Annotated in this window: 15 protein-coding genes; 10 read left to right on the top strand and 5 right to left on the bottom strand. The window is 38.4% G+C overall.

All coding sequences use genetic code 11. The annotated features are described in order from the left end of the window. The 5 genes from BUA60_RS22450 to BUA60_RS22425 form a co-directional block, all read left to right on the top strand. On the top strand, window positions 1-416 hold a 416-nt coding region (locus tag BUA60_RS22450; protein WP_143153264.1), incomplete at its 5' end, for a DUF1501 domain-containing protein. Window positions 417-1,851: 1,435 nt separating this feature from the next. After that, complete coding sequence (locus BUA60_RS22440; protein WP_072865768.1) at window positions 1,852-4,983, top strand: SusC/RagA family TonB-linked outer membrane protein; 3,132 nt, start codon at window positions 1,852-1,854, stop codon at window positions 4,981-4,983. A 4-nt stretch (window positions 4,984-4,987) separates the two neighbouring features. After that, window positions 4,988-6,442, top strand: a complete 1,455-nt coding sequence (locus BUA60_RS22435; protein WP_072865766.1) for a SusD/RagB family nutrient-binding outer membrane lipoprotein — start codon at window positions 4,988-4,990, stop codon at window positions 6,440-6,442. 1,028 nt (window positions 6,443-7,470) lie between these two features. After that, window positions 7,471-9,246, top strand: a complete 1,776-nt coding sequence (locus BUA60_RS22430; RefSeq protein ID WP_072865764.1) for a DUF885 family protein — start codon at window positions 7,471-7,473, stop codon at window positions 9,244-9,246. After that, window positions 9,216-10,994 (top strand): DUF885 family protein, encoded by a 1,779-nt coding sequence (locus BUA60_RS22425; protein ID WP_245802608.1) that lies wholly within the window; start codon window positions 9,216-9,218, stop codon window positions 10,992-10,994. The genes BUA60_RS22430 and BUA60_RS22425 overlap by 31 nt, the downstream gene beginning before the upstream one ends. Window positions 10,995-11,206: 212 nt before the next feature. On the opposite strand, the gene BUA60_RS22420 is transcribed toward BUA60_RS22425, so the two are convergent. Then, entirely contained in the window at window positions 11,207-12,085 is an 879-nt protein-coding gene (locus BUA60_RS22420; protein ID WP_072865760.1) for an AraC family transcriptional regulator, read from the bottom strand. 964 nt (window positions 12,086-13,049) lie between these two features. Between BUA60_RS22420 and BUA60_RS22410 the strand changes: the two genes are divergently transcribed. From BUA60_RS22410 to BUA60_RS22390, 5 genes are all read left to right on the top strand, one after another. Then, window positions 13,050-13,979 carry a dihydrodipicolinate synthase family protein gene (locus BUA60_RS22410; RefSeq protein WP_072865756.1) on the top strand — a complete coding sequence of 310 codons (930 nt, stop codon included), beginning with the start codon at window positions 13,050-13,052 and terminating at the stop codon, window positions 13,977-13,979. A gap of 493 nt (window positions 13,980-14,472) precedes the next feature. Next, window positions 14,473-16,731 carry a S9 family peptidase gene (locus tag BUA60_RS22405; RefSeq protein WP_072865754.1) on the top strand — a complete coding sequence of 753 codons (2,259 nt, stop codon included), beginning with the start codon at window positions 14,473-14,475 and terminating at the stop codon, window positions 16,729-16,731. Beyond that, entirely contained in the window at window positions 16,731-17,978 is a 1,248-nt protein-coding gene (locus tag BUA60_RS22400; protein WP_072865752.1) for an NAD(P)/FAD-dependent oxidoreductase, read from the top strand. The genes BUA60_RS22405 and BUA60_RS22400 overlap by 1 nt, the downstream gene beginning before the upstream one ends. A 3-nt stretch (window positions 17,979-17,981) precedes the next feature. Further along, a complete protein-coding gene (locus tag BUA60_RS22395; protein ID WP_072865750.1) occupies window positions 17,982-19,274 on the top strand; it encodes an aminopeptidase P N-terminal domain-containing protein in 1,293 nt (430 codons plus the stop codon). Between the two features lie 9 nt (window positions 19,275-19,283). After that, window positions 19,284-20,507: a M24 family metallopeptidase gene (locus BUA60_RS22390; protein ID WP_245802607.1), complete on the top strand. Its 1,224-nt coding sequence runs from the start codon at window positions 19,284-19,286 to the stop codon at window positions 20,505-20,507. A 292-nt stretch (window positions 20,508-20,799) separates the two neighbouring features. On the opposite strand, the gene BUA60_RS22385 is transcribed toward BUA60_RS22390, so the two are convergent. The 4 genes from BUA60_RS22385 to BUA60_RS22370 all read right to left on the bottom strand — a co-directional run bounded on the left by BUA60_RS22385 (window position 20,800) and on the right by BUA60_RS22370 (window position 26,313). Further along, window positions 20,800-21,252 (bottom strand): tyrosine-type recombinase/integrase, encoded by a 453-nt coding sequence (locus BUA60_RS22385; RefSeq protein ID WP_178347055.1) that lies wholly within the window; start codon window positions 21,250-21,252, stop codon window positions 20,800-20,802. Between the two features lie 63 nt (window positions 21,253-21,315). Continuing rightward, window positions 21,316-21,798, bottom strand: coding sequence for a phage integrase SAM-like domain-containing protein (locus BUA60_RS22380; RefSeq protein WP_072865746.1), 483 nt, complete (start codon window positions 21,796-21,798; stop codon window positions 21,316-21,318). 694 nt (window positions 21,799-22,492) lie between these two features. After that, a complete protein-coding gene (locus tag BUA60_RS22375) occupies window positions 22,493-23,275 on the bottom strand; it encodes a sugar phosphate isomerase/epimerase family protein (protein ID WP_218587960.1) in 783 nt (260 codons plus the stop codon). A 119-nt stretch (window positions 23,276-23,394) separates the two neighbouring features. Then, complete coding sequence (locus tag BUA60_RS22370; RefSeq protein WP_072865774.1) at window positions 23,395-26,313, bottom strand: PVC-type heme-binding CxxCH protein; 2,919 nt, start codon at window positions 26,311-26,313, stop codon at window positions 23,395-23,397. Between the last annotated feature and the right edge of the window lie 442 nt (window positions 26,314-26,755).

The following is a 26,755-nucleotide window of genomic DNA, read 5'->3' as shown; positions in this document are numbered from 1 at the left end:
AAAGTGGTCATTTGGATAGGACATTGATTATTTTGGCCAGTGAGTTCAGTCGGGACGCCATTATGGAGGGAAGGCCTGGCGAACAAGTGAAGGACCAGGTAGATCAACCGGATATCATAGAGGATGAGAAATTCTATGGTATGCACAGACACTTTACCGATGGTAGTTCAATACTGATGTGGGGGGGAGGAGTCGAAAAAGGTCTTGTATATGGTAAAACAGCGGATGAAAGGCCATGTTCTTCCATAGAAAATCCCGTGGTAATAGATCAAGTGCATCAATCAATTTACCATGCTTTGGGAATACATCCTGAAACAAATTATACCATTGAGGGCAGACCGTTTTATACAACGCCTGATGGGCATGGAAAGCCCATAGTGGATTTGTTCGGTAATCCAATGTCCAGGACAGCTTAAGATTTCGGAATTTAATAAGATGTTTAAAATTTCTCTTGTTTAATCTTGAGGGAATCACTAATTATAGCAACTTTTTGTCTGTAGATGGATTTTCAATGTAACCTATGCGGAGCGAATAAAAAGAATGTTGTAATCAATAAATGTAGTTTCAATATTTGAAGTATCTAAAACATAAAATTTATTGATTATTGTCGTTTGCCAAGTCTCTTAATTCCGATTTAATTTTTAATTGTATTCAACATGGATTCGGTTTGTACTTACGACTTGAGCCTAAGTGAAACTACCTTTTAAATCACAATATACTCCTGTGACAACCCCCTATTTTAGCTATAGCAGTTAAGGGTATGATAATAACTACATAAGACTTATCCATTATATCCGATAAAAACCTAGGGATTCTGTAAAGAGTGCCTGAGATAAAGCATGTGGCTTATTACTTTATTTAGAGTACTTTTCAGCAACATGTATATTTGCAGTATAGAATGCAAATCCCCTTTAAAGCCGTCAATGCGTTTTCGCCAACTACGAATTTGTTGGAAATTGGTTTAACTAATTTTGGTCAATTGCTTAAAAATGTTGGTTACTTGGGCTCTATACCATAGAAAAAGACATTTCAACTACTGTAAGGATTCCTTAAATATATTCTTACTGATGTTGTTGTAGATGGTCCTTGCCCCAAACTTAATGGACGATTTCTGAATTTTTAAGTAAATACCCTATCAAAGGAAAGGTGGTTGCTTAGGCGGGTTATTAGGGAAAAGATTTACCGATGGAATTCAACACTTGGTATAATCAAGTTTAAAGCGATTCAATGTATAAATAAGATTGGATTTAATATTGTTTTGCTACAAACGATTTTATTTTAAGCATCTATTTTGCCATACTCACCTTTTTGTCCAAGGCAAGTAAAATTAATTATCTGTCTATCTAGGTCAAGCCCTGTATCTACTAAATGTAGGAAACTTTTTCTCCATCTTAATTTGAGGATAATAGTCAGGAAATTAACCAAAAAGACACATAAAGTATAACATATTAGCCTTTCCCAATATTATATTACCCGACAGGGTTTATGTTACTAATTCTTTTTCTAATTTTCGTCAATCAACATTTTAAAACGCTTAACATCAGTCTATTGAGAGGAGTAATTGGTGACTTGAAAATGACAGTGTCGCCTAATCTATTGAAGCCAAAAAAATGGAATGATGATGACTTTGAAATTAAACCGAAATGGTTTGATATTTTCTACTTGGAAATGGAAAGCATTACCGATTACATTTTTAGATGGGAACCGAATTTGAAACAAGATAATTGAATGTATAACAAAAAGAAGTAAATATGAAGTGAACCTGCTAGATTAAAATTCTATTAACAATTAACATACTATAACGGTATAAGATTTAAACTAATCAAAAACTAATACAATCAACTCAGAATTATGAAAAAATTAAAAAAAATATTGATAATCGGTATATTGGTCTTTCACTGTTCCTTATGGGCGGCAGAAACCAACAGGTTTGTGGGTGGATCTCTATATTCAGGGAGCCCAGAATTGGAGGCTAATGTATTTGTAGAGAAATTCACCTTGGATAACATTAATAGAACGCAATTAACTGTAAATGGAACTGTTTTGGATGAAGACGGCCTGCCACTCCCAGGGGCCAGTGTTCTTGAAAAAGGAACCCTTAATGGAACGCAAACTGATTTTGATGGTAACTTTACCATTAAACTTTCTGATACAAATGCCGTTTTGTCGATTTCATATATTGGATATGTTACCAAAGAAATTGCAGTTAATGGGCAAACAAGTATATCAGTGACTCTTGAGGAGGGTGCACAGGCACTTGAAGAGGTAGTGGTTACCGCTTTGGGTATTAAGAGCGAAAAAAGAGCATTGGGATATGCAACGGCACAAGTTGGAGGAGATGATATTGGTGGGGTAAAAGCTACAAATAACTTTGTAAATTCTTTGAGCGGAAAGGTTGCAGGAGTCCAAATTACAAGTCCGTCGAGTCAGCCCGGTAGTGGAACGCGTATAGTTATTAGGGGAGGATCCTCTATTACAGGGAGTAACGAACCTTTGATTGTAGTTAATGGGGTTCCTTTTAATTCAGGAAATACCGCACAATCCTCAGGTCTTGGAGATATAGACCCGAATGCCATAGAGAGCGTTAGTGTGCTTAAAGGAGCCGCAGCCGCTGCACTTTGGGGAAGCAGGGCAGCTAATGGGGTACTCATAATAACCACTAAGTCGGGAGGATTTGAAACCAAGCCTGTCATCACTTTATCCAATTCAACCAGCTTTGATAGGATTTATGAGTATCCATTACAGGATAAATGGGCGCAAGGATATTGGGATGGTACCGATTGGATTTATATAGATGGTGAGACCGCGTTTACATCTACAAGCTGGGGTCCTAGGATTAAGGATGTTCCAGGAGCTCAAAAGTATGATAGATGGGATATATTTCAAACTGGAGTTACCAATGAAACTACACTCAGTGCATCTGGGGGAGGGTCTAATGGATCTTATTTTGTGAGTTATAGTAATTTGATGAACGATGGGGTGGTTGAACCTTTAAAATATAGGAGAAACGTCATTACGGCCAATACTAGCTATAAGTTTACACCTAAACTCACCATATCTACCAATATGTTGTATTCAACCCAAAAAAGCTTTCGTTTTGAAGAGTCGACTTCTAATGGCGCATTCATGAATACAGTTTTGGCTGCTCCATGGACATGGAATCCATATCCGATTTATGCTGAGGACGGAAGGTTAAGGTCCTATCGTGGAGGTTCCAGGAACCCGTCGCTATGGGTGAAAGATAATACCGGTAGCAATATAGAACGAGATCGATTCAACGGGTCAGTTACTATTGATTATAAAATTATTCCTAATTTGAAATTTAGATCTGTAACTGGTATCAGTACCTCTAGTCTAAATCAGAATTCGTTTCATAATTTAGGTGGATATGCCACTGCTCAAGGACTATACAACACTTCAGAGCAGTTTGAGCGAAATATTGAATCCGTGGAGACCTTGACGTACGATAATGATTTTGGGGATATTAGTCTTAATGCCCTAATAGGTCATAACATCTCTGAAAATAGGTTTCGAACTTTAGTTTATGAGGGTAATGGATTGGTGTTGCCCGGTATTTATAATACGGCCAACGTTAGCTCGTTTAATTCTTATGAAAGTAAAAGCCTTTTTAGATCTTACTCCTATTTTGGACAGGCTATGATTGGATATAAAAATTGGCTTTACTACACAGTAACGGGTAGGAATGATTGGGCATCCAGTGTAGAAGACAGCTTTTTTTATCCCAGCCATAGTCTAGGATTCGTCTTCAGTGAACTATTGCCAAGATCAAATGTTTTTAATTACGGAAAACTAAGGGCCAGTTATGCTAAGGTGGGATCTCCGGCTAGAGCATATGCCAGAAATGTGGTATTGGACAATCCTAACACTCCCGGAGTGCAATGGCCTTTCAGTGGGCAGTCAAGCTATTTGTCAACTACAAAGATACCCAATGAATCCTTGACCAATGAGTTTAAGAACGAAGTGGAACTGGGTGTGGAGTTAAAGTTTTTAAATAACCGATTGGGAGTGGATTTTGCGTACTACCACAACTGGAGTGAAAACCAAATATTGAGCGAGCAATTTCTGGCCTCTACAGGATTTACTTATGGGGATGTCAACATTGGGGGAATCACTCACAAAGGTGTGGAAATCTCAATGAATGCTGCACCAATTAAAACCAATAATTTTCAATGGGACCTTACGTTGAACTTCGCAAAAGACAATTCAATGGTAGATAAATTGGGTACCAACGACGAACCTATTTCTGTGGGTTCTTTGACATCAGCAGTTGTAGGTCAGCCCTACCCTGTGTTATATGGGCAAGGTTTATTAAGAGATGACCAAGGACGTTTGGTTTTGGATGCCAATCCTGGTGAAGGACAAGGTCGACCTCTAAGGGATAATAGGCAAAACCTGATTTTAGGACAAACAGCGCCTGATTGGATAGGAGGTCTTAGAACAGTCATCAGCTATAAGAATTTATCACTTTCTGCATTATTGGACGTGAGTGTAGGGGGGTATATGTATAGTCAGAATGACGGCTATCTGACTTATTACGGTTTGGCCAAGAGACAAGAATATAGACCTGAGGACAATATGATCACTTTTAGTGATGGAGTAATGGGATATCTCGAAAATGGAGAGGTTGTCCTGACTGGTGATGCCCCAGTACCTACACGTTATGATCATTATTTTCAAACCAATGTTGCAGGGAGTGAAGAGCACATCATGCCCAAGGATTATATTAAGTTAAGAGAAGCTAACCTTACCTATAGGAGTCCAAAGGAGATGTTGTCAAAAATTGGGTTATCCGCTCTAGATTTTACATTGTCTGGTAGGAACTTGTGGAGAAAATTCAAGGATGGTTTTAGTGATATCGATCCTGAGATTAGTACGGACGGTATTACCAATGGAAATGGATATGCTACCTATAGCTTGCCAGCAACGAAGACTTACACATTTACAGTAACCGCAAAATTTTAAGACTATGAAAATATTTAATATTTCTATAAAAAAACACGTTCTCTTTATCATGCTATTAACTTTGTTAACAGGTTGCGATGATTGGATAGACGTAGACACCGATCCGAATAGTATTGTGGACGGACCTTTAATTACGGAAGACATCATGCTGATCGGTATTGAAGCCGAATGGGCTGTGCTGGCCACAGAAAGATTTGAAACATGGAACGGTTTTCCACAGTGGTTATCTTGGCATGCCATAGAAGGTTCGGTTCCACCAAATTTTACTATAGTACCTAGTTATGGAAATGCGGTTTGGAATTCCTATAGCGCATCTTTAAAACATGCTGTAGAGCTTTATGAAAAAGCTAAGGAAAATGGGAATACCCATTATCAAGGAGTGGCTGGGATTATAGCTGCATTTCATTGGTTTTACATAGCAGATGTTTATGATCAAGCGCCTCTGGAAGAAGCTATGCAAGGGCTGGATGCTTTACAACCGAGTCTGGCTAGCCAGGCAACACTGTATGCCCGTGCTAATGGTCTTTTGGATGAGGCTATAACACTTTTGAGTGCACCCAATCAAGGTGATCTTGTTCCTGATACTGATGATTATCTTTTAAATGGGGACATGGATAAATGGATTAGATATGCCTATTCGTTAAAGGCAAGACAGGCTTTAAGATTGTCCTATGATCCCAGCACTTCCAAGACGACACAGGCAGATTTGGTTTTGTCTTTCCTTCAAAATGGAATGACTTCCAATGATGACAATGTGATGTGGAAACATTTGGAAGAATTGACGAATGCGAACCCATTATGGGGTTATATGACCAGGGCATATTCAGGTGGACTCGGGTTGACACCAGGTAACTTTTTGATAGACCTGATGAATTCATACAATGATCCCAGAAGGCCAATTATGTTTACCTTTTCTGAGGAATTCCCCGATGGATTTGTTGGACTTAGGGCAGGAGAAGTGGTTCAGCCAGGCAAGACTCCTAGTCACTGGAGATTTACTTATCTTTCCATGTCCTATCCTGCACAGATAATGATGTATGCCGAAACGGAATTCATCAAAGCAGAGGCGTACGCTTTTAAGGGTCAATGGGCTTTGGCTGAGGAGGCTATGAAAGCAGGGATACGGGCTGACATGGAGTTTGTTGGAGTGGATCCAGTTGATATTGATTCCTATTTGGCACAGGCTTCTTTGACCATGCCAACCAATGAGGAAGACGCACAAAGATTGATTATGGAACAAAAATATATGGCCAATTTATATAGGACCAATGAAACATATTTTGACTGGATTAGAACGGGATATCCTTTATTCGATTTTGAATATATGTTGAATAACGTAGGAAATGCTGAAACTTTTCCAAGAAGGTTTCCATATCCTCTTAATGAGGTGGAAAGAAATCCCAATATAACTGGTCAGCCGAATTGGTTAGTTAAAGGTACCACGTGGGATAATAAATAGTTGAATTAAAATGAAAGCGGGTCTAATTCTGTACCCGCTTTTTTCATCAAACCTAAGGTACTTAACGATACATCGATTGACCCAAGTATATGGTTGCTAAATACAGATAAAGTAACCTCTCGTCGAACGCATTGTTCTAATTCAGGTGAATGTTCCCAAGGTGAAGTATAGGCTCCATTTCGTAAATAATATCAGGTAATTTAGGAATTGTCTGGCAATTGTTTCGGTCTTATAGTTTTTATATTGGATGGCTTGAATGTTTAAAATTTTTTACTATACAAACATATTAAAGTGATAAAATACTTTCAGGTTAAAAGATGTCAATATGTGGACCAAGAATTAAAAACATATGATGATTTAATAAAGGGTAGGACGTTTAGTAAGCTACCATAGGCTTACCTACCATTGAAGGAATGATGTTTAGGGTTGATTTGTGATCGGCCGATTTTAGGGGTGGAAGTACTGTCTAAGTAATTGGTATAATGGTCAATGGCTATTTGATTGGTTTATTTTAGAGGTAGATTGGGATATTCCTATTTTATAATCGATTTTGTTCAGTGACTGACAAACCTTTGTAAAAATATGTTCTGCGCCAAAAGTGCAGAATAGTTAGTTTGTTTTTTGAGTTAGCAGCCTGGGGTCATCAAATTTTTGATGGCCCCAGGATTTTTACAGTTAAATAGTTCACTCTAAAACGATCAGGTAATTGTTTCTTAATTCTATGTCTTTTTTTGTTATAATTAATCAGCGTTATAAGTTTTAGTGCATTTGGCAATTGGATTTTGGAATTGTTTGTTTGAATTGACCTTTAAAAATTTAGTATCAACTCTTTGACTTTAAGCCCATGTTTGGGAACATAATATCAATTCCGGTTAATATTGGATTACTTCGCAGTTAAAATATACAATACCTTTAAGGTATCAAGAAAATTTGAGTTTTCAAGCATGCCAGGATGACTCGATTATCCGAATAAGACCGGGGCATTTTCATAAGGCATTTAATAATTTTAAACAAAACCAATTATCGAGATGGGAAACAAAAAAAAATTATGGGTGGCTTCCTTTTTTTTAATAATGGGATCTATTTCAATGTCCTTGACGGCACAAACACAAGAAATTTCTTTGTACGTGCCATGTGAGGAAATGCCTGATTTAATTACCAAATACAGTGCAGATTACAATGTGCTGGTCCGATACTATTCTCCTTCCTCAATCGGGCGTTGGGGCAGGAAATTAAATGCGGGAGTTTCCCCTGAATGTAGGGAAAGATTGACAAAATTGCGCGAGGACTATTTGGCAAAGTTGCGAAAGCTAGATTTTAATTCATTGCCTCAAGAATGTAAAGTCGATTACATTTTGTTCAAGAGAGATCTTGAAAAGGAAAATATGGAGGCCAAAGAACAAGAAGTGGTTTACCAAAAAATTAAAAAATGGTTTCCATTTTCAGACAACATATATTCTTACTTAAAGGGAAGAAGAAGAGGGTACCAACCCGATGCCACTAAGATGGCAAAAGAATGGAACAGTGTTGTAAATAGCATAGAGATCTTAAAAGGGGAACTTGAAGAAACCACTTACATAAACAAAGTAGAGGTTGAAGAAGCGTTACGCTTAATTGAGGACCTAAAAAAATCTTCTGAAAATGTGTACTCTTTTTACAACGGATATGATCCTCTTTTTACCTGGTGGATGCCCACCGTATATGAATCCATGACTAATAGTCTTGATGATTATGCCGACCTGTTCAAAAAGAAGATCGACAAGGGAAAACCAGTGGATGAAAGTGGCATTGTGGGTAACCCTGTAGGCAGGGAAGAGCTGCTGAAACAACTTGAGTATGAGATGATAGATTATACTCCGGAGGAACTAATTAAATTGGCCAATGAGGAATTTGCTTGGTGCGAGGCAGAACTGTTAAAGGCGTCCAAGGAAATGGGTTTTGGCAAGGATTGGAAAGCGGCCCAGGAAAAAGTAAAAAACACCTATGTGGAGCCAGGTAAACAACCAGAAATGATCCTTCGCCTTTACAATGAATCCGTCGATTTTCTAAAAAATAACGATTTGATAACAGTTCCCGCCTTGGCGGAAGAGGTTTGGGGAATGATTATGATGTCTCCAGAGCGTCAATTAGTGAACCCCTTTTTTACTGGAGGGTCCGCAATCAGTATATCATACCCTACAGATTCTATGACCTATGAACAACGAATGATGAGCATGCGCGGGAATAACCCACATTTTTCAAAGGCAACGGTCCATCATGAATTGATTGCAGGACACAATCTTCAAGCATTTATGAACAATCGGTACCGCACCTATCGTAATTTCGGTACACCGTTCTGGACAGAGGGATGGGCTTTATACTGGGAGCTTTTATTGTGGGATATGGATTTTCCTAAGGGACCCGAAGATCGTATAGGGATGCTTTTTTGGCATATGCACCGTTGCGCGCGCATCATTTTTTCCTTGAACTACCATATTGGAAAATGGACCCCTCAGGAATGTATTGACTTTTTGGTAGATCGAGTTGGCCATGAGCGGGCCAATGCGGAAGGAGAGGTAAGACGTTCTTTCGAGGGGAATTATCCTCCTTTGTATCAATTGGCCTACCTAACGGGAGGTCGTCAATTTTATGCTTTGCACAAAGAGCTTGTTGAGAGTGGAAAATTGACCAACAGGGAATTTCATGATAGAATTATCACCATGAATGCAATGCCGGTAGAGATGATAAAAGCCATTATGACCGATGGGAAAATCAATATAAACTATAAGGCCCAATGGAAGTTTTACGACCCACCCAAGCAATAGCGACGAGAAATGGATTGATGACCGTATTTTTAGCTTTGTTACTGATATCCATGGTTACTGCCCAAGAATTGAGAAAAGGAGATTTTATTCCCTGCCAGGAGATGCCATTTCTTATGGGAAATTTTGCAGCAGATTCTAAGGTGCTCAGTAATTTTTATAGTCCCAATTTAGGACCGTATTATGCCATAGGTAGAGGGTTGGCGTCTGTATCCTATCCAGAAAAGATTGATCGAATGGATCGTTTGTACAAGAAATATTTGGTCAAATTGAGAGCCATAGACTTTGAGGGATTGTCCCAAGAATGTAAGGTAGATTATATTCTTTTTAAAAGGGATCTCAACGAAAATTTGCGTCAGTCGCAAGTGCTAAGACAAGAGCTGGACAGTGTGTCCCAATGGTTTCCTTTTAGTGGTACTGTTTATGATTTGTTTAAACTGCGAAGAAGGGGCATTCAGCCCGATTCACAAAAGGTGGCACAAGATTGGTCAGGAATACTTATCCAGATCGATTCCTTGAAAAAAGTTTTAAAAGATGTGGATAACCTTAGTGTTTTGGTCATCAGAAAAGCAACTGAAGTTGGAAATGCGTTGCAACAGACATTGGCCGACGTTCATGGGTTTTATAATGGATATGATCCTATGTTCACTTGGTGGACTTCAAAAACATATAAATATTTGGACACATCATTAAAAGAATATACCAAGCTTTTCGAGAAAAAACAAACACCGGACAAAAATGGAATTGTTTCCCGTAAACCAGTGGGACGTGATGAGCTTATGCGCCTGCTACAATATCAAATGATTCCTTACACACCAGAAGACCTCACAAAAATAGCCAATGAGGAATTTGCATGGTGCGAAAAAGAAATGTTGAATGCGTCCCAAGAATTAGGTTTTGGAAATGATTGGAAAGCGGCTTTGGAGCAAGTTAAGGAAACTTATGTTCCTCCTGGAAAGCAACCCGAGGCAATATTGAATCTTTACGAAAGATCCGTTAATTTTCTGAAAAAAAATGACTTGATCACAATTTCCCCACTCACTGAAGAAGTTTGGGGCATGTACATGATGTCGCCAGAAAGGCAGCTTACCAACGCTTTCTTTACAGGAGGATGGGATATCACCGTTTCCTATCCCACGAATACCATGGACCATGAATTCAAGATGATGAGTATGAGGGGAAATAACCCCAATTTTTCATTCGCAACCGTACACCATGAATTGATTCCCGGACATAATATGCAGTTTTTTATGAATGCCCGTAACAGGACTTACCGAAATTTCGATACTCCCTTTTGGATGGAAGGGTGGGCACTCTATTGGGAACTCTTATTGTGGGATATGGGTTTTCCATCAACGCCTGAGGAGAAAATAGGGATGTTGTTCTGGCATATGCACCGCTGTGCCCGTATTATATTTTCCTTCAATTTTCATATGGGCGAGTGGACACCACAACGGTGTATTGATTTTCTGGTAGAAAAAGTTGGACATGAGCAAAAAAATGCGGAAAGTGAGATTCGTGGACCTTTATCCAGTAATAGTAATCCACTTTATCAAGTGGGATATCTCACAGGAGGGCGTCAATTTTACGCTTTGAAAGAGGAAATGGTGGACCGCCTAAAAATGGATATAAAGGAGTTTCATGACAAGGTCATTAAACTGAATGCAATGCCGGTGGAAATGATAAGAGCCATCATGTTGGATCAAAAATTGACAAAAGATTTTAGCTCGGATTGGAAGTTTTATGATTAAACTGGAATTGTAAAGAAATATAATAGGTATTATAAATTCCAATGTTGGTTGAAGGTAATTTGCTCCAAAGGCAAATCCTTTGGCGCACTTTCTGTGAATAGTATAATAATCAATTCGCAATCTTGATGAAAATTGCCATGGTAGGATTTTTTTATGTGTTTTGCAAAATTCTAAATATCTCGGGTACGGCCAAATGCTGTAACTTCCAATTACTAAGCGGATTCAGGGAATCTGCTCCTCCATTTTTCTAAGCTAAAGTTTCTGTATTGTGTTGGTGTTGCTCCTTTAAGTTCTTTAAATTTTCTATTGAAGTTGGCAATATTCAAAAAACCGCATTGGTCAGAGACTTCTGAGATAGGAAGGTCATTGTCTTTAAACAGAAGACGACAGGCATGTTCAATTCTTATTTCTATGAGGAATTGGAAAAAGGTTTTACCCGTTCTCTTTTTGAAGTAACGACAAAATGCATTTTTGCTCATATTTGCCTTTTCTGCAGCCATATCCAAAGAAAAGGGTTTATGAAAATTACGCAAAGCATAATCAATTACGTTTTTCATGCGGTTACCATCATCTTCTGTATATTTTTTTCGATAGACATACGTAGATAAAGGTTGCCTATTGGAAGAAACTACAATATCCAGTATATTTATTAAAGTGGCAATGCGTTGGATTCGGCTTTGATATTTTAATCTATTAAAATGCCAAATAAGACTTTCACATTCAGATAATATTTTTATACCGTAAATAGATTCTTCAAAAAAGATTTGGAGTCTTGTCATATCCGATAGGGTGAAAAATCCTTTTCCGAAGGACTCTTTTGTGAAGAACAATGTATACATTATAGACTTGGATGGTCCTTTGGGATCACTTCTGAAAACATGGGGAACATTTTCGCCAATGACAAGTATGTCATTGGTTTTGAATTCGTTAATAGTGTCACCCACAATAAGCGATCCCTCCCCTGAAACAATATAACTAATCTGTATTTCTGCGTGCTGATGTAATTGGCTGTAGAAAATATCTCCAGACTCTTCTTGGTAAACCAAAGCCTCCTGTTCTGGCTTGGGAATTCTAAAGGGCAGAATTTTCATAGTTTGGGTGTTTTAATATTACTTTGTAAAAAGGTACAACGTTTTAATCATTTTTGCTATAGTTTGGGTAATATAGTATAATAATTGGGTAAATAATGTGCTATATTTTTGTTTTTATGCTAAGTGATAGCATTATGGGTTGTGTAGAAAATTTATCTTTCCATTACGTTAGATGAAACGCATTTCTCCCAGCGTGTATAAAATAGCATCAAAGGCACTGAATAGTGAAAATTTAGGCTTAGGGCACCAAATATTCTATGTTTATAGGCAAGTAATTAAAAAGTGTTGGGCTTGCAAAAACCTCTCAGTTGAATTGGTTACGCTGATAAGGATCATGCTTGTCCATCAGACGCATGGGGTTCAAATTTGGGCTACTTTCCTCCTTGGGTATATTATATAGCCTGGAAGGGAGGACCTGCAGAGGCTGACTAGGTTCTATAGGTCATAACATTGAGCAGACTTTCGGTTTTTTACTTAGCTTCTGTTTTTCTGGATTTGGAACCCGTATCTTAAACTGCTATAGCATGGGAAGGATACTGTAATTTTCAAAGTTAGACCTGATGTGGTCTAATCTTTAACTTCCGGGTCTATTAAGAGTGGTCTTTCTTTCTTCTAGGGTTTCCAGGATAACTTTATTATAGAACTTAGGTGTATTTTTCTTAGTGTCATATCAGTGAATTTAAGTTACTCACTTAATTAGATTTAAATGCTTAGGCGTTTGCCCAACTGAACGAAACAGTCGGGCCTTCCAATTCCGTGAAGACTGGCGTAGAAATGTTGTCAATAGTTTTCTTCCGATGCCTCATTGGTCAGTCCTGCGTAAATTGATGTTTTTGAGGGTGATGTACTGATCCAATTATTGGACAATGCTACTAATTAGCTAATATTCAATAATAATCTGTTACGATAAGCTAAACAATAAGATGTATTTAGGGGTAATTTTACCGGCATAAAAATCAAAATTATGAAGATATCTTGGAAAGGTGTTATGCCTGCGGTTACTACCCAATTTACAGATAAGGATGAATTGGACTTAGATTTGTTTAAGTTAAATATTAAAGCTCAATTAGATGCAGGAGTACATGGAATTGTGCTAGGAGGTACTCTGGGAGAAGCAAGTACCCTGACTGATGACGAAAGACGTATTTTAACAAGGGAGACTGTAGCTTTTGTGGATGGAAAAGTACCTGTTTTAATGAATATAGCTGAGCAAACAACAAAGGCAGCAATAAATTTGGCAAAAACCGCGGAAGAAGATGGAGCTAAAGGACTAATGGTTTTGCCCCCTATGCGTTATAAGGCAGGAGATGAAGAAGTAGTGGAATATTTCAAAGCCATAGCCAATAGTACATTGTTGCCGATTATGATTTATAATAACCCTGTAGATTACAAGATAGAAGTTACTTTGGATATGTTTGCCGAATTGATTGAGGCATGTCCAAATATTCAGGCGGTAAAGGAATCGACTCGAGATACCACTAACGTAACCCGTATAAAAAACAGATTTGGAGATAGATTGTCAATTATGACAGGTGTGGATACGTTGGCGCTGGAAAGTTTGCTTATAGGCGCAGATGGTTGGGTAGCAGGATTGGTTGATGCTTTTCCCGAAGAAACTGTTGCTATTTACGAATTACAAAAAGCAGGCAAGATAAAAGAAGCTCTGGATATTTATAGATGGTTCATGCCATTGCTGGAATTGGATATTCACCCTAAGTTGGTTCAAAACATAAAATTGGCGTCCGTTTATACAAAAATAGGCTCTGAAAATGTAAGGGCACCTAGACTAAAACTAGCAGGTAAAGAACGTGAAAATGTTGTGAAGATTATTGAAGAATGCCTGGAAAAAAGACCAAAGTTGCCAGCATATAATAATTTGGATGCAGTAGTATAATTATTGCTATATTTTTATTTTGCAATTGTGCTTGTTTAAATTGTAAAAGTATTTGATAGGCAATTTTTTGAAATAATTTTTGGTACCTCAAGTATTTTGAAATATAGCGAGATTTTTGATTGAAGAAATGTGGTTGTACACCACGCTTTATGAGCAATTTAGAAAATTGACTTGTGAGGAGTGGTGTTATTGTCGTTTGGCTGTAGATGTAAGGATTTATTCCAAAGGTTGGATGCTCTATAGTGCTTTTACTTCACGAGATTATGATCAAAATCGATTCTACATTCCAGGGATAGGGCAGTAATATAAAATTAGCATAATAAAGATAAGGGAAATTCGAAATATTACAGAAAGGATATTAAGTGCAAAGTTCTGTATTGGTAAGTTTTACAAAATATTCTAGGAGCAAGACACCGTCCATATATCTTTGGTTAATTAGTCTCCTGTGGCAATTGGTAGGGGTATATGTTTTCTAATAATTCAATTAAAATTAATGAGGAGGATTATTTTTATTACTGCGTTTTTGTTTTTAATAAATACAATATATGCCCAAAAATTAACACTTGATGATTATAATAGGGCAACTGGTTTTATCCATGAAAATTATAATAACAAAACGATTTTTAATGTTCATACGGAAGCCAATTGGTTTAGGAACAATGTAGGACTTTGGTTTGTTGATTATTCAAATCAAGGTGCTGAATATAAAAAGGTGGACCTTAAAGATTTTATTCAGCAACCGTTGTTTGATCAAGAAAGATTGGCAAGTAGTTTAGCAAAATTCTCTGGAAAGGAGATACACGCTAATAATCTTACGTTAACCAATATGGAGTATTTAGGTGATGAAAATTTGATATTCACTAACTTAGGTACTACATATGTCCTAAATCTTGAATCTTACGAAATTAAAGTTTTAAGAGAGGAAAATGATGCAGAGGTCAATGAATTTGAAAGTAAATCACCTGATGGGAAATGGATTGCTTACTCCAAGGACCATAATCTATTTATAAGATCTACTGAATCGGAAGAAGAACATCAATTGAGCATGGACGGAAGCGAAAATTACGAATATGCCTCCAATTACGGCTGGTTTGATCTTATTGAAGGAGAACATGGTGAGCGCCCAAGACATTTTTGGGTAAGTTGGTCTCCGGATTCAAAATGGTTGACTACCAATATTGTCGATTTGAGACATGCTGAGAAGATGTATTTACTGGATTGGAGTATCGATTCAATTTACAGGCCAAAATTATTATCTTATTATCGAGGATCTCCTGGAGATAGTACAATGGTGCATCTTAAACCGGTATTTTACAACATTGGGACCAAAAAGGAAGTGAAAACAGAACTTCCCAAGAATACACACATAAATGCCGTTTCAATCCAATGGTCTGGTAGGCCTGGGGTGGTTTATGCAAACTACAGAACACGAGGTTTTAAAAAAGAATTCGTAAAGGAAATTGATTTAAATACTACTGAGTCACGTATTTTAATAGAAGAAATAAGCGGGACAAATATTGATAATTTTGAGTATCATCTTTTAGAGGAAAAGGGAAAAATAGCATTTCTTTCGGAAAGGAGCGGATGGAGGCAATTGTATTTATATGATTTTAAAAGTAATCGTGTATCACATTTGGGCAAGGGGGAATATTATGTCAATGATATTAAATATATCGACAAGAAAAGTGGAGATATTTATGTTCTTGCCTCGGGACGTGAAGTAGGTAGTAATCCATATCATCAACAGTTGTATAAGGTTTCGTTAGAGGGAAAGATGAGGCTATTGACGCCTGAAAAATTGCATCACCAAGTGTCATTTTCAAAAGCTGGTAATTATATTGTAGATAACCAGTCCTCGGTAAATACTCCAACAGTGACCGTATTAAGAAGCTCAAAAACAGGTAAGGTTTTGACCGAATTAACTTCTGCAGATGCATCCTATGCAATAGATAAAGGCTGGAGTGCTCCTGAGACGTTCCAGCTTGTGGCAAAAGATGGGAAAACCAAAATCTACGGTGCTATTTGGAAACCTTCAAATTTTGATAGTTTAAAATCCTATCCCATTATCGATGCCTCGTATACTGGTCCACATACACAAAGATTTCCCAAATCTTTTGATGTGGCATTCTCTAATCAGGCTTTGTCGGAGTTGGGCTTTATTGTAATGCAGGTTGATGGTTTGGGTACCTCAGGCCGTTCCAAGGAATTCCAAGACCACTCCTATAAAAACATGGGAAATAATTTAGAAGACCACGTTTTGGCCATCAAATATTTAGGTAAAAAGTATGATTGGATAGATACTGAAAGAGTGGGTATTTTTGGACATTCTGCAGGTGGTTACGACACCGGAAGGGCATTGACGGCTTTTCCAAATATTTATAAAGTTGGAGTAGCCAGTTCTGGAGACCATGATTTTAGGATGGAAAAGGCATGGTGGCCGGAAATGTACCAGGGTTGGCCAGTGGATGAAACTTATGAAACGTTTTCCAATATCAGCAACGCTAAAAATTTAAAAGGAAAATTATTGCTGGTACATGGTGGCTTGGATGACAATGTAAACCCGTCCGCGACCTTTAAATTTGCAGAAGCTTTAGTGAAAGCGGATAAGGAATTTGATTTACTCATTATTCCAAGTCAGAGACATGGTTATGTTGGGCAATATAAAGATTATTTTACCAAGAAGAGATGGAATTATTTTGTGGAACACCTTTTGGGAGAAGAGCCTATATGGGATTTTAAACTAAAACCATAATGGGCAAAAACATAATAATTATAGGTGCGGGAATTATAGGGTTGTGTTCTGCATACTATCTTCAAAAAGCAGGTCATCAAGTTATGGTTATAGATAGGTCCAATTTCAAAACCGGAGCATCATACGTGAATGCTGGCTATATAACAACGAGTCATTTTATTCCCTTGGCAGTACCCGGAATGATATCAAAAGGAATTAAATGGATGTTCAATGCCTCAAGTCCTTTTTATGTCAAGCCCCGTTTAGACATTGATTTCCTAAAATGGTCATGGGCCTTTAAAAAGTCAGCAACAGTTTCAAAAGTAGTAAAAGCAATAAAGCCCATAAAGGAGATAAATTTGTTGAGCCGTGATTTATATGAGGAAATGAAAGCTTCAAATGACTTTAATTTTCAGTATGAACGCAAAGGTCTTTTAATGTGCTATAAAACTGATAAAAAAGGAGAAGCAGAATGGGAAATTGGCCAACGAGGTATTAAAGAAGGTTTGAAGATAGAAAAATTATCAACAAAAGAAGTTGAAAATTTAGAGCCCCAAGCTAAATTGAATATAAGGGGAGCAATATATTACCATTCTGATGCACATTTGACACCAGATAATTTTATGGCTGAATTGTTAAGTTATTTAAAGTCCAAAGGTGTTGTGTTTTTTTCAAATGAAAGGGTAGGGGATTTTGAAATAGCCAATTCTGGTATTTCAAGAGTGATTACGGATAAGCAAGTACTTACTTGTGATGAGGTGGTTTTGGCTGCAGGAGGTTGGAGTCCTTTAATATCAAAAAAGTTAGGGTTGAAAATACCGGTTCAAGCAGGTAAAGGGTATAGTATCAACGTTTATCGAGAAACATATATAACAATTCCGGCTATCTTATGTGAAGCCAAAGTGGCTGTAACGCCCATGAATGGATTTACACGCTTTGCCGGTACAATGGAACTTGCCGATATGAACCATAATATTAATCCTATTCGGATACAAGCTATTTCGAAAGCTGCAGAAATATACTATAATAATTTGGAGTTAGCCATAGAAGAAAAGGAAGCTGCACAATGTGGGTTGTGCCCATGCACGCCAGACGGTTTGCCATATATTGGTAAATCTTCAAAATGCGATAATTTAACCATTGCAACTGGCCATGCTATGATGGGGTGGAGTCTAGGGCCAGCAACGGGAAAACTGGTTTCGCAAATTATTTCGGATAAAAAAACAGTTTTAGACCTTACGCCTTTTCACCCTGATAGAACTTTTTAATATATGAGATATAGCCCAATACCCAATACTTTATTTGTAAAGAATAGAATCAGTTTTGCTGCTAAGTTAAAACCAAATTCTATCGCCATCTTGGTGTCGAACGACGTAAAGCATACCAACGCGGACGGTACTATGGGGTTTGCTCAAAATAGTGATTTGTTTTACCTATCAGGGATAGACCAAGAGGAAACTATATTAGTGATGTACCCGGATGCTTATAAAGAAGGGAACAAAGAAATTCTTTTTATAAAGGAAACCAATGAACATGTTAAAATATGGGATGGTGATAAATTAACAAAGCAAGAAGCTTCTGATATTTCTGGGATTGCTCGTGTGGAATGGGTACAGGATTTTGAAAAAATATTGCAATACATGGCCTTTGAGGCTGATAGTTTTTATTTAGGGCACAACGAGCATTTAAAGCGTATTACCAATGACCAAGAAACACAACAAGACCGAATGATTTCATGGTGCAAAAAAAAGTATCCATTACACGAATATTATAGAGCGGCAAAAATAACCAGGTCATTAAGACCTGTTAAATCCGTGGAAGAAGTCGATTTAATAAAAAAAGCCGCAGCCATAAGTGTAGATGGATTTAAGCATGTTCTAAAAGCCACAAAACCAAATGTACAGGAGTATGAGCTGGAAGCGGAATTGATATATCGTTTTACAAAGGCAGGAGCTTCAGGGCATGCTTTTAAGCCTATCGTGGCATCTGGTAAAAACGCCTGTGCATTGCATTACAATTCAAATGATTCTGTTTGCAGGGAAGGTGATATGGTTTTATTGGATTTTGGGGTTTGCTATGGTAATTATAATAGCGATACAACCCGTTGTTTTCCCGTAAATGGAAAGTTTTCCGATAGGCAAAAAGAAGTTTATACATCGGTACTTCATTGCCTACAGGAAGGAAGTAAACTTTTAAAGCCAGGGGTCGGGCATGTTACCTACGAAAGGAATATGGGAAGCCTCATTGAAACGGAACTTATTAAATTGGGATTACTCGATATAAAAGATGTAGCGCATCAAGACCCTGAAAATCCGTTGTATAGAAAATATTTAATGCATGGTACAGCGCATTATATTGGACTTGATGTTCATGATGTTGGTTTGTATTCCAGAGTTTTTGAGCCTGGTATGGTACTTACGTGTGAGCCAGGTATTTATATAGCAGAGGAAGGTATTGGTTGTCGTTTGGAAAATGATTATTTAATAACTGATGTAGGGCAAATCAATCTTACCAAGGATATGCCAATTGAAATGGAAGAGATTGAAGGTTTAATGAGAAATTAAGGAAGTTTTATGGGAAAAATGGGAATTGGAAGTTCAACAATTGAAAAAGAGTTAAAGGCTATAAAGCCCATGGCACATTTGGTTAATCCTATTCAAAAAGAAGAATTTAAGGATCGAATTAAAAAGGCATGCGATTTAATGAATGATCATAATGTGAAAGTTATGTATTTGCATGCCGGAACAAATTTGTACTATTTTACAGGAATGCGATGGAACTCAAGCGAGCGCATGGTAGGTGCGTTGCTATTTTCTAATGGCACTTTGGAATATATTGCCCCGGAGTTTGAAAAAGGTACTTTACTGGATTTTATGCTTATAGAAGGACATATTAATTGTTGGAAGGAGCATTCAAGCCCTTATGAATTATTTGCAAATATAGTCGCGGAAAAAGGAGTAGGTGAAGGTGAAGTCTTTATGGATGAAGTAACACCGTTTTTTGTGACGAATGGTATATTAAAAGCAAATTCCAGATTAAAGTTAGTCGATGCCAAACCTATTACTGCCGGTTGCAGAATGATAAAATCACCATCAGAAATAGCTATTATCCAACAAGCGATGAATATTACTCTAGAGGTGCAAAAGGCAGTTGCCCGCATTTTAAGGGTTGGTATCAGTGCAAAGGAAATTACAGATTTTATAAATGAAGCACATATCCGTTATGGGGTTTCTTCAGGGTCTTATTTTTGCATTGTGTTGTTTGGTGTAGATAGTTCTTTTCCACATGGGGTAAAATCACCAAAGAATTTGGAAGAGGGTGAGGTGGTTTTAATAGATACTGGTTGTAGACTACATGATTATTTATCAGATATTACACGGACCTATGTTTTTGGTGAGGCATCGGAATTACAAAAAAGAATTTGGAAAATAGAAAAAGCAACCCAACAAGCTGCTTTTTATGCTGCTCGGTTAGGACAATCATGTGCTTCCATAGATGAAGCATCCCGTGCCGTTCTTGAATCCCATGGTTTAGGACCGGAATATGAACTTCCAGGATTGCCCCACAGAACCGGTCATGGAATAGGCCTGGATATCCACGAATGGCCTTATATTGTAAAAAATGACGAAACGGTTTTAGAACCAGGAATGTGTTTTAGTAACGAGCCCATGATTTGCGTTCCAAATAAATTTGGTATTCGCCATGAAGATCATATATACATGTCCGATGAAGGCCCAAAATGGTTTACAGAGCCAATGCATTCACTTGAAGACCCATTTAATTTTTTAAAAAATTAAGTAGGGCAATGAGGTTAAATTCTATATTAAAATTAATAGTATAACTAAAAACAGATCCAATTAAAATTAATAGTTTTTTATATAACAATAAAGTTTGGCAAATTGTTTAGATGATATTGTATTGAAAAATTAAAGCCAACAATAAATGTTCAATTGAAAATAACGATTCTCTGCAGGTGAATACGGAAACACTTTAGAAACATTTTGAAAACGGTTTAGGTAGAGTAGTAGAATAATATAAAGGTATCTTGGTTAATGAAAAAGGGAGGCAATTTTTTTATTAAACTAATACCTAAGAAACCACCATTTCATTAGCATCATCTAAAACGTGGTTGGTGAAACTTCGTAAATAGATCTGGGTCGTTTTAAGGGAATTGTGGCCAAGTCCTTCGCTGATAACTTTTGTAGGTATTCCCATATATTTGGCAATGGTGGCCCAGGAATGGCGTATGGTATAGGTTGTAAAGTGCTCTTCTATTCCGGCATCCTTGGCAATGGTCTTGAGATGCCCGTTCATCCTGCGTCTTAGGGTCTTGTATTTTTCATAATGTCTTGTACTACCATAATAATTTGCAGGGAAAAGGTAATCGTCCTTAGCTTTGCCCACGGTGTAACAGCCCAATATTTCCGAAAGTTCTTCGGTTATGCGGACGGATATCTGATCACCGGTTTTGCTACGGCCATAGAATATGCGGTCTTGGTGTATGTCGCTTACCTTCAGTTTTACCAGGTCAACAAAATTCATTCCCCTGCAGTTGAACATGACCAAGGCATAGTTTTTGGCATGCCATACGGGACTGCCCTTGGATTAGTGTACCTCCCTGATCTTTATGAGGTCGGCTTTTTTGACGGCTTTTTTCTTGGTCCGCCTGGAAGTTGGTATTTTATAATGCTGGAACGGGTTCTTTTTCGTGTAATACTTGTCTTCCTTGATAGCGCTGTTGTATACGGCCCTTATGGCCCTCAAATAGGCGCTTACCCCATTTTTGGAGTTACCCTTCGCCTCCTGTACAATTTGGAAATTGGTCAAAAAGGTAACGGTTATTTGGTTCAATCTCGGATCTTTTCCCTTGTTGAATTTGGTAAGTGTCCTAATGGCCCCGGCATACCAGGCCGCTGTGCTGGGTTTGTTGGACATTAGTTTTCTGTCGATGATCACTTTTCCCCACTCCCCGAGGGTAATACCGATATCAATATCGTCCCGTATTTTGGTATCCACTTTTTTGTCCCATGCTTGATGTATGTACTGGACCAGTGTGTCGACATCAATGGAGTTGATGCTGTCACCCATATCGGTGATAAGCTTGTGGGCCGTATGCAGTTGGTATACATTTTTTCGTTGGCCTTGTCACAATCCATGTGCCTATTTTTGAAAGTGGACTTTTTCATACGCATATACCGTTCGTCCCATCCTGATTTGGGACAATGATAGGGTAGGCGAATGATCCTTGTCTTTTTATGAAATAGTCGGATGGCCACTGGGTACAATCCATTGGTCGAACTTTTTGCCGATTTTCTGGTGTCCAATATCAACCTAACCTTTGCCATTGTAGCCTTAATTTCACTTAAATTTAGGAAAAAATAAGGCTCACTTTAGGCTCACTTTTTTTGGATATCATTTGATATCAAATGATATCCAATTTTATTAAAAACAAAATAAGTATATGGAAATCAATATAATATGATGTGTTTTGCATTGATTTGTAGGATGAAATCTGGGTCTTACAAGCAGGGGGTCACTGGTTCGAACCCAGTAGGGCCCACAGTAACAAAGACAAGGCTTCCAAGAAATTGGAAGCCTTTTTTGGTTTTTCTAAAGCCAATAAGTTTCACTTTAAGTTTTTAATGTCAACCATGTTAATGGAGAACTGGAGAATCCTTTTTTTTTGATCCTTTCTATTGTTAATGAAAGCTAATTCTATTAATTTTTTCCGAAACGTAAAAGACTGGACTTAGATATGATTAGATATGATAAGTCTAAGGCTTTATTTTAAAACCGACCTGATATATTTGTTGTTCAAAACATAACTATCAAACATATCAGCATTTTCGGGAACGGCCCCTTCTATATGTATCCATCCTTCATAGCCGATATCATCAATCGCTTTTTTTACTTCTTCAAAATTTATTTTTCCCTGCCCTAATAAATACCCGTTCTCTTTGGCATGAAGTTCACAGATGTGTTTTTTGCCCAGCCATCTGATTTCGTCATAAATATTGTACCCCATTTTGTTGGAGTTGGCCACATCGTAATACACTTGTACGTTTGGTGACCCAACGTCATTTATGATTTCCATATGCTCTTCGGCGCTTAACCAAGATTCTATACCTAAGATGACACCATGGTCCTCTGCTTTTTTGCTTACTTTCTTTAGCCTTTGAATCGTTTCCTGAGTGCCTTTCTTGTCATTTTTAAGATCTCCATTATGAAAGAAAGCCAGTAGAACTACATTAACATTCATTCTTTTAGCTACATCAATACTGTCCCATACCCATTGTTCAGCGCGAGGGTCCGATTTATAAGGGATATTGTTCATTTCTCCAATGGCTATACCACCTATACTCATGCCGTACTCTGAGCAGGCATCCTTGTACTGTTGTTGAATGCTGGCTTGCCTTAGGTGCATATTATTGGTCAATGTTCCCAAGCTGATCTGAACACCGTCCAGTCCAATATTTTTGCCAACCCTTATGGCTTCTACCTCCGACATTTTCTGGATGGACCAATCGCAGGCCCCAATCAATCTTAAATCGCCTATTTTTGTCATTGGCAAACGCCTCATAGGCTCCCAAAACACTTAGGCCAAGTATGCCAACTGAGGATTTTAATACATCCCTTCTAGTTATTGTAGCGCTCATAACATAGTTCGTTTAATGTTGTTTCAGTCTATAGCGTACTATTCTTTAAGGTCAATAAGTAGGCGGATAAATTGGCCAGATCTTGTTCCGTAAGGCCTAAGGCAAATGCATTTGGCATTATGCCCATTTTTATGTTCTCTTTGCTTTCTATATCATCCGCGGCTATAACCATCTGTTTTCCGGTCATATCCTTTAGGACAGTGGTTTCGCCCTCTGAAAGAAGAAAGCCGTACAGGGCCTGACCACTTTTGGTTTTTATCATAATTGGTTCATAACCAAATACGATGGAGGCGTTTGGATTAATAATGGCATCCAACAAAGCTGTTTTGTCGAATTTTTCCCCAATCGACGATAGGTCTGGTCCAATGTCATTACCAGTAGTTCCGTTTTTATGGCAGCTGGTGCATTTTGTTAGAAAAATATTTTCCCCTTTTGAGACATCATTTGTCAATTCTAAAATGGAGGTAATCGAAAATGGTCTTTCCCCGGATTTTTTAAAATGTTCACTGGCCAAAGTTCTTATTTCCAATTCAGGATTGTTAAAAATAGCCTCGGATACCCCATTGATAACTTCATTGGAAAGCTGATTATTGGCGGCTAAACTAATTAAGAGGCGTCCACCTATTAAACTTCCGGCCATCTCTTTACCGGCGTCGATCTTTTGTTTTGTTGGTGTGTCTTGGTTTAAAAGTATTTCGTTGAGTTGGGCAATATCATCCGGAACACGGAATCCTTCCCCTTTTTCCGTTTCCCAGGCCCAAAGGGCATACCAATCGTTACTTTTTCTGAAGTCGAGCCAATACTGGGACATTTCCTTTACCCTTTCGTCCGTACTGGATTTATGTATGGCCAGCATAGCCGCGACCGCTTCAGTTTCATTAATAAAGGCCAGGGCATCTACTGCCTGTTTTTTTAGATCGGGAGATAGACTTTCGGCCAGGGCCCTTTCCTTTAGTGCATTAATGGCAGATTTGGGATGTAGTCGCCATACGAGGGAGGCAAAGGTATTGGACCAATATAAAGGATCTTCGGGCTGATTGGAAAGCAACTCGGCATAAGCTAATTCTTCCTTGCCATCCATAGCCATGCCCAAAGTTTCAAGGTACCAGGGGTCATTGCCGTTGTAACCTTCAAATAGTTCTTGGATGAAAGGTCCGATTTCTTCCCATGTCTTGTCGCGAAAAGAAATGGCCACTTCCCTTCTTACTTGGGGAGAGGGGTCATTGATAGCTATTGCTGCATGTTTTTTAAAGGATTCCGCATCATCTTTCAGCGCTCTGTAAGCCACAATCCTTAATCGGGGATCCGATTCATTTTTTAAAACGTTTTTTACAATGGATTTTCCTTGGGGGCCTAGTTTGGACAATAACCAGATGGCCCTTGCTCGATGATAGGGATTGTCCGACTCCAATAATTTTTTAACCTTGCCCACCACCCGTTCACCTTGCTCCAATAATTTTTCAAAGCCCTGACTTCGAACATTTACAGCTGGATTTAGAAGGGCGGTAATTTGACCATCAATGGTACTTAGATCTATTTGTGGGGTTTTTAGTTCTTTTCCTTTTGGGCTAATTCTATAAATTCGGCCGTAGCCAATAGTGTCCATCATTTGGTGGCCCCCAACTACTGGATCGTACCAATCGGCAATGTATATGGCGCCATCGGTTCCAACGGTAACATCGCTTGGCCTAAACCATTTGCGTTTGTCCTCATCGATATCGTTCCATACATAGGCCTCGGTAGATTCTTGGGTAGAGGTAATTAAATCGTGCCTTTTCAAATCAAATCCAGCCCCATTAGGAGAGGGCTGGTAGGCAAATATAACGTTGCGTCCGGCATCGGCACTTAATAGCATTCCACGATATTCCGGGCCAAAGGCATCCCCTTCGTAAACGACTACTCCAGTAGGTGATCCGGCCCCTGTATTGTCCCCGGCAGGCATAACCCCGGGATCTTCTTGGTGCCAATGGGCAGAAAAAATGTCCTGGTCGGGTTTACGATCTGCTTGCCATGTTCGTTTACCGTTGGCATTGAAATATCCTGCATTGCCGCCTTCCATAAGCCAACTTACCCTACAGGTTACTACCTGGTCATCATTGTCGTTTTGCCACATATTGCCATAAGAATCCAAGGCAACTTCGTAAGAATTCCTGAAATTATGACCTACAACTTCAAGGCCGGTTCCGTCATTGTTCACTCTCAAGGCAAGGCCTCCCACCCAAATTCGCCCGTCATCACTGAGCTGTGCGGGCTCGTTTTTATCATTGTATGGCGTTCCGCCGGTGTAAACACTGCCGGATCGGAGTTGCCATCCAGCTTTATCTGTAACATTGTGGGGTCCGGCATTTCCAGTATTGAAATACCATTTTCCATCCGGACCTACTACGAGTGAATGTAAGCTGTGGTCGTGGTCAAAACCCCCAAACCCGGTAAGAAAAGCTTCTTTTTTGTCGGGCACATCATCACCATTTTCATCGGTATAAACAAACAATGTAGGGGCGCAGGAAACGAACACCTTGTTCCCGATGACCGCTATGCCCAAGGGGGCTACAAGATCTTTATCCTGAACAAACACTTTGGAGGTGTCGCTAATCCCGTCCCCATCGGTGTCTTCCAAAATCATTACCCGATCCCCCTTTTCGAAATTCAGATGGTGTTTTGGGTCGTTATTGAAATCCCTATAATTAACAGCTTCCGTGACCCATATCCTTCCCTTTTCATCAACATCCATATTGGTAGGGTTGTATAAGGAGGGGGATTCTGCCCATAAAGTTATTTGCCAGCCCTTCGGCACACTGAAATCATTCTCAATACTGGTCTCGAAATTAAGTTCAGGGGTAGTGTAGTCGGCATTTCTAGTATCCTTGCAACTTGTATAGGAGCAGACTATGGTAGTGGAAATTATCAGGGATGCTAAACGGTTTTTAATTCTCCTATCAGATGCCATAAAAATGATAATTTTAACATGTGCATACAAGTTAAAATTTAATTTCAAATAATTGGAAGTTTTCCTTGAATAATTAAGTGGTCCATTCTAGGCTTTATGAAGGTTTGGATGGATTGTCATAGCTATGGCAGGGGATGAGTGGTCGTTAAGGTGGGTTCTGGGGGCCTCATTGCTTGTTTTCATTGTAGAATATTGAAAATCAAATTAATATATCAATTTTTGAAGTTCAACAATATGTATGAATCTTATAGGATTATGTCGTTTGGATGAATGGGTTAGGAAACATGGAAGGGATAGTTTATTTTTGTGGTGAGTACAAGTGTGAAATTCTTCCAATATTTAACTTGTCTGTACAATGTGGGTAGTATGTGTAAAGTGGTTTTCACAAATATTACTATTGCACGGCGACTGAAAGACAATAAAATTAGGCATTGATAGCTGA

This window comes from Arenibacter palladensis, from assembly GCF_900129275.1.
GTDB classification, from domain to species: domain Bacteria; phylum Bacteroidota; class Bacteroidia; order Flavobacteriales; family Flavobacteriaceae; genus Arenibacter; species Arenibacter palladensis.
Note: the sequence above shows the minus strand (reverse complement) of the source record. Positions and strands in the feature narration are given on the sequence as shown.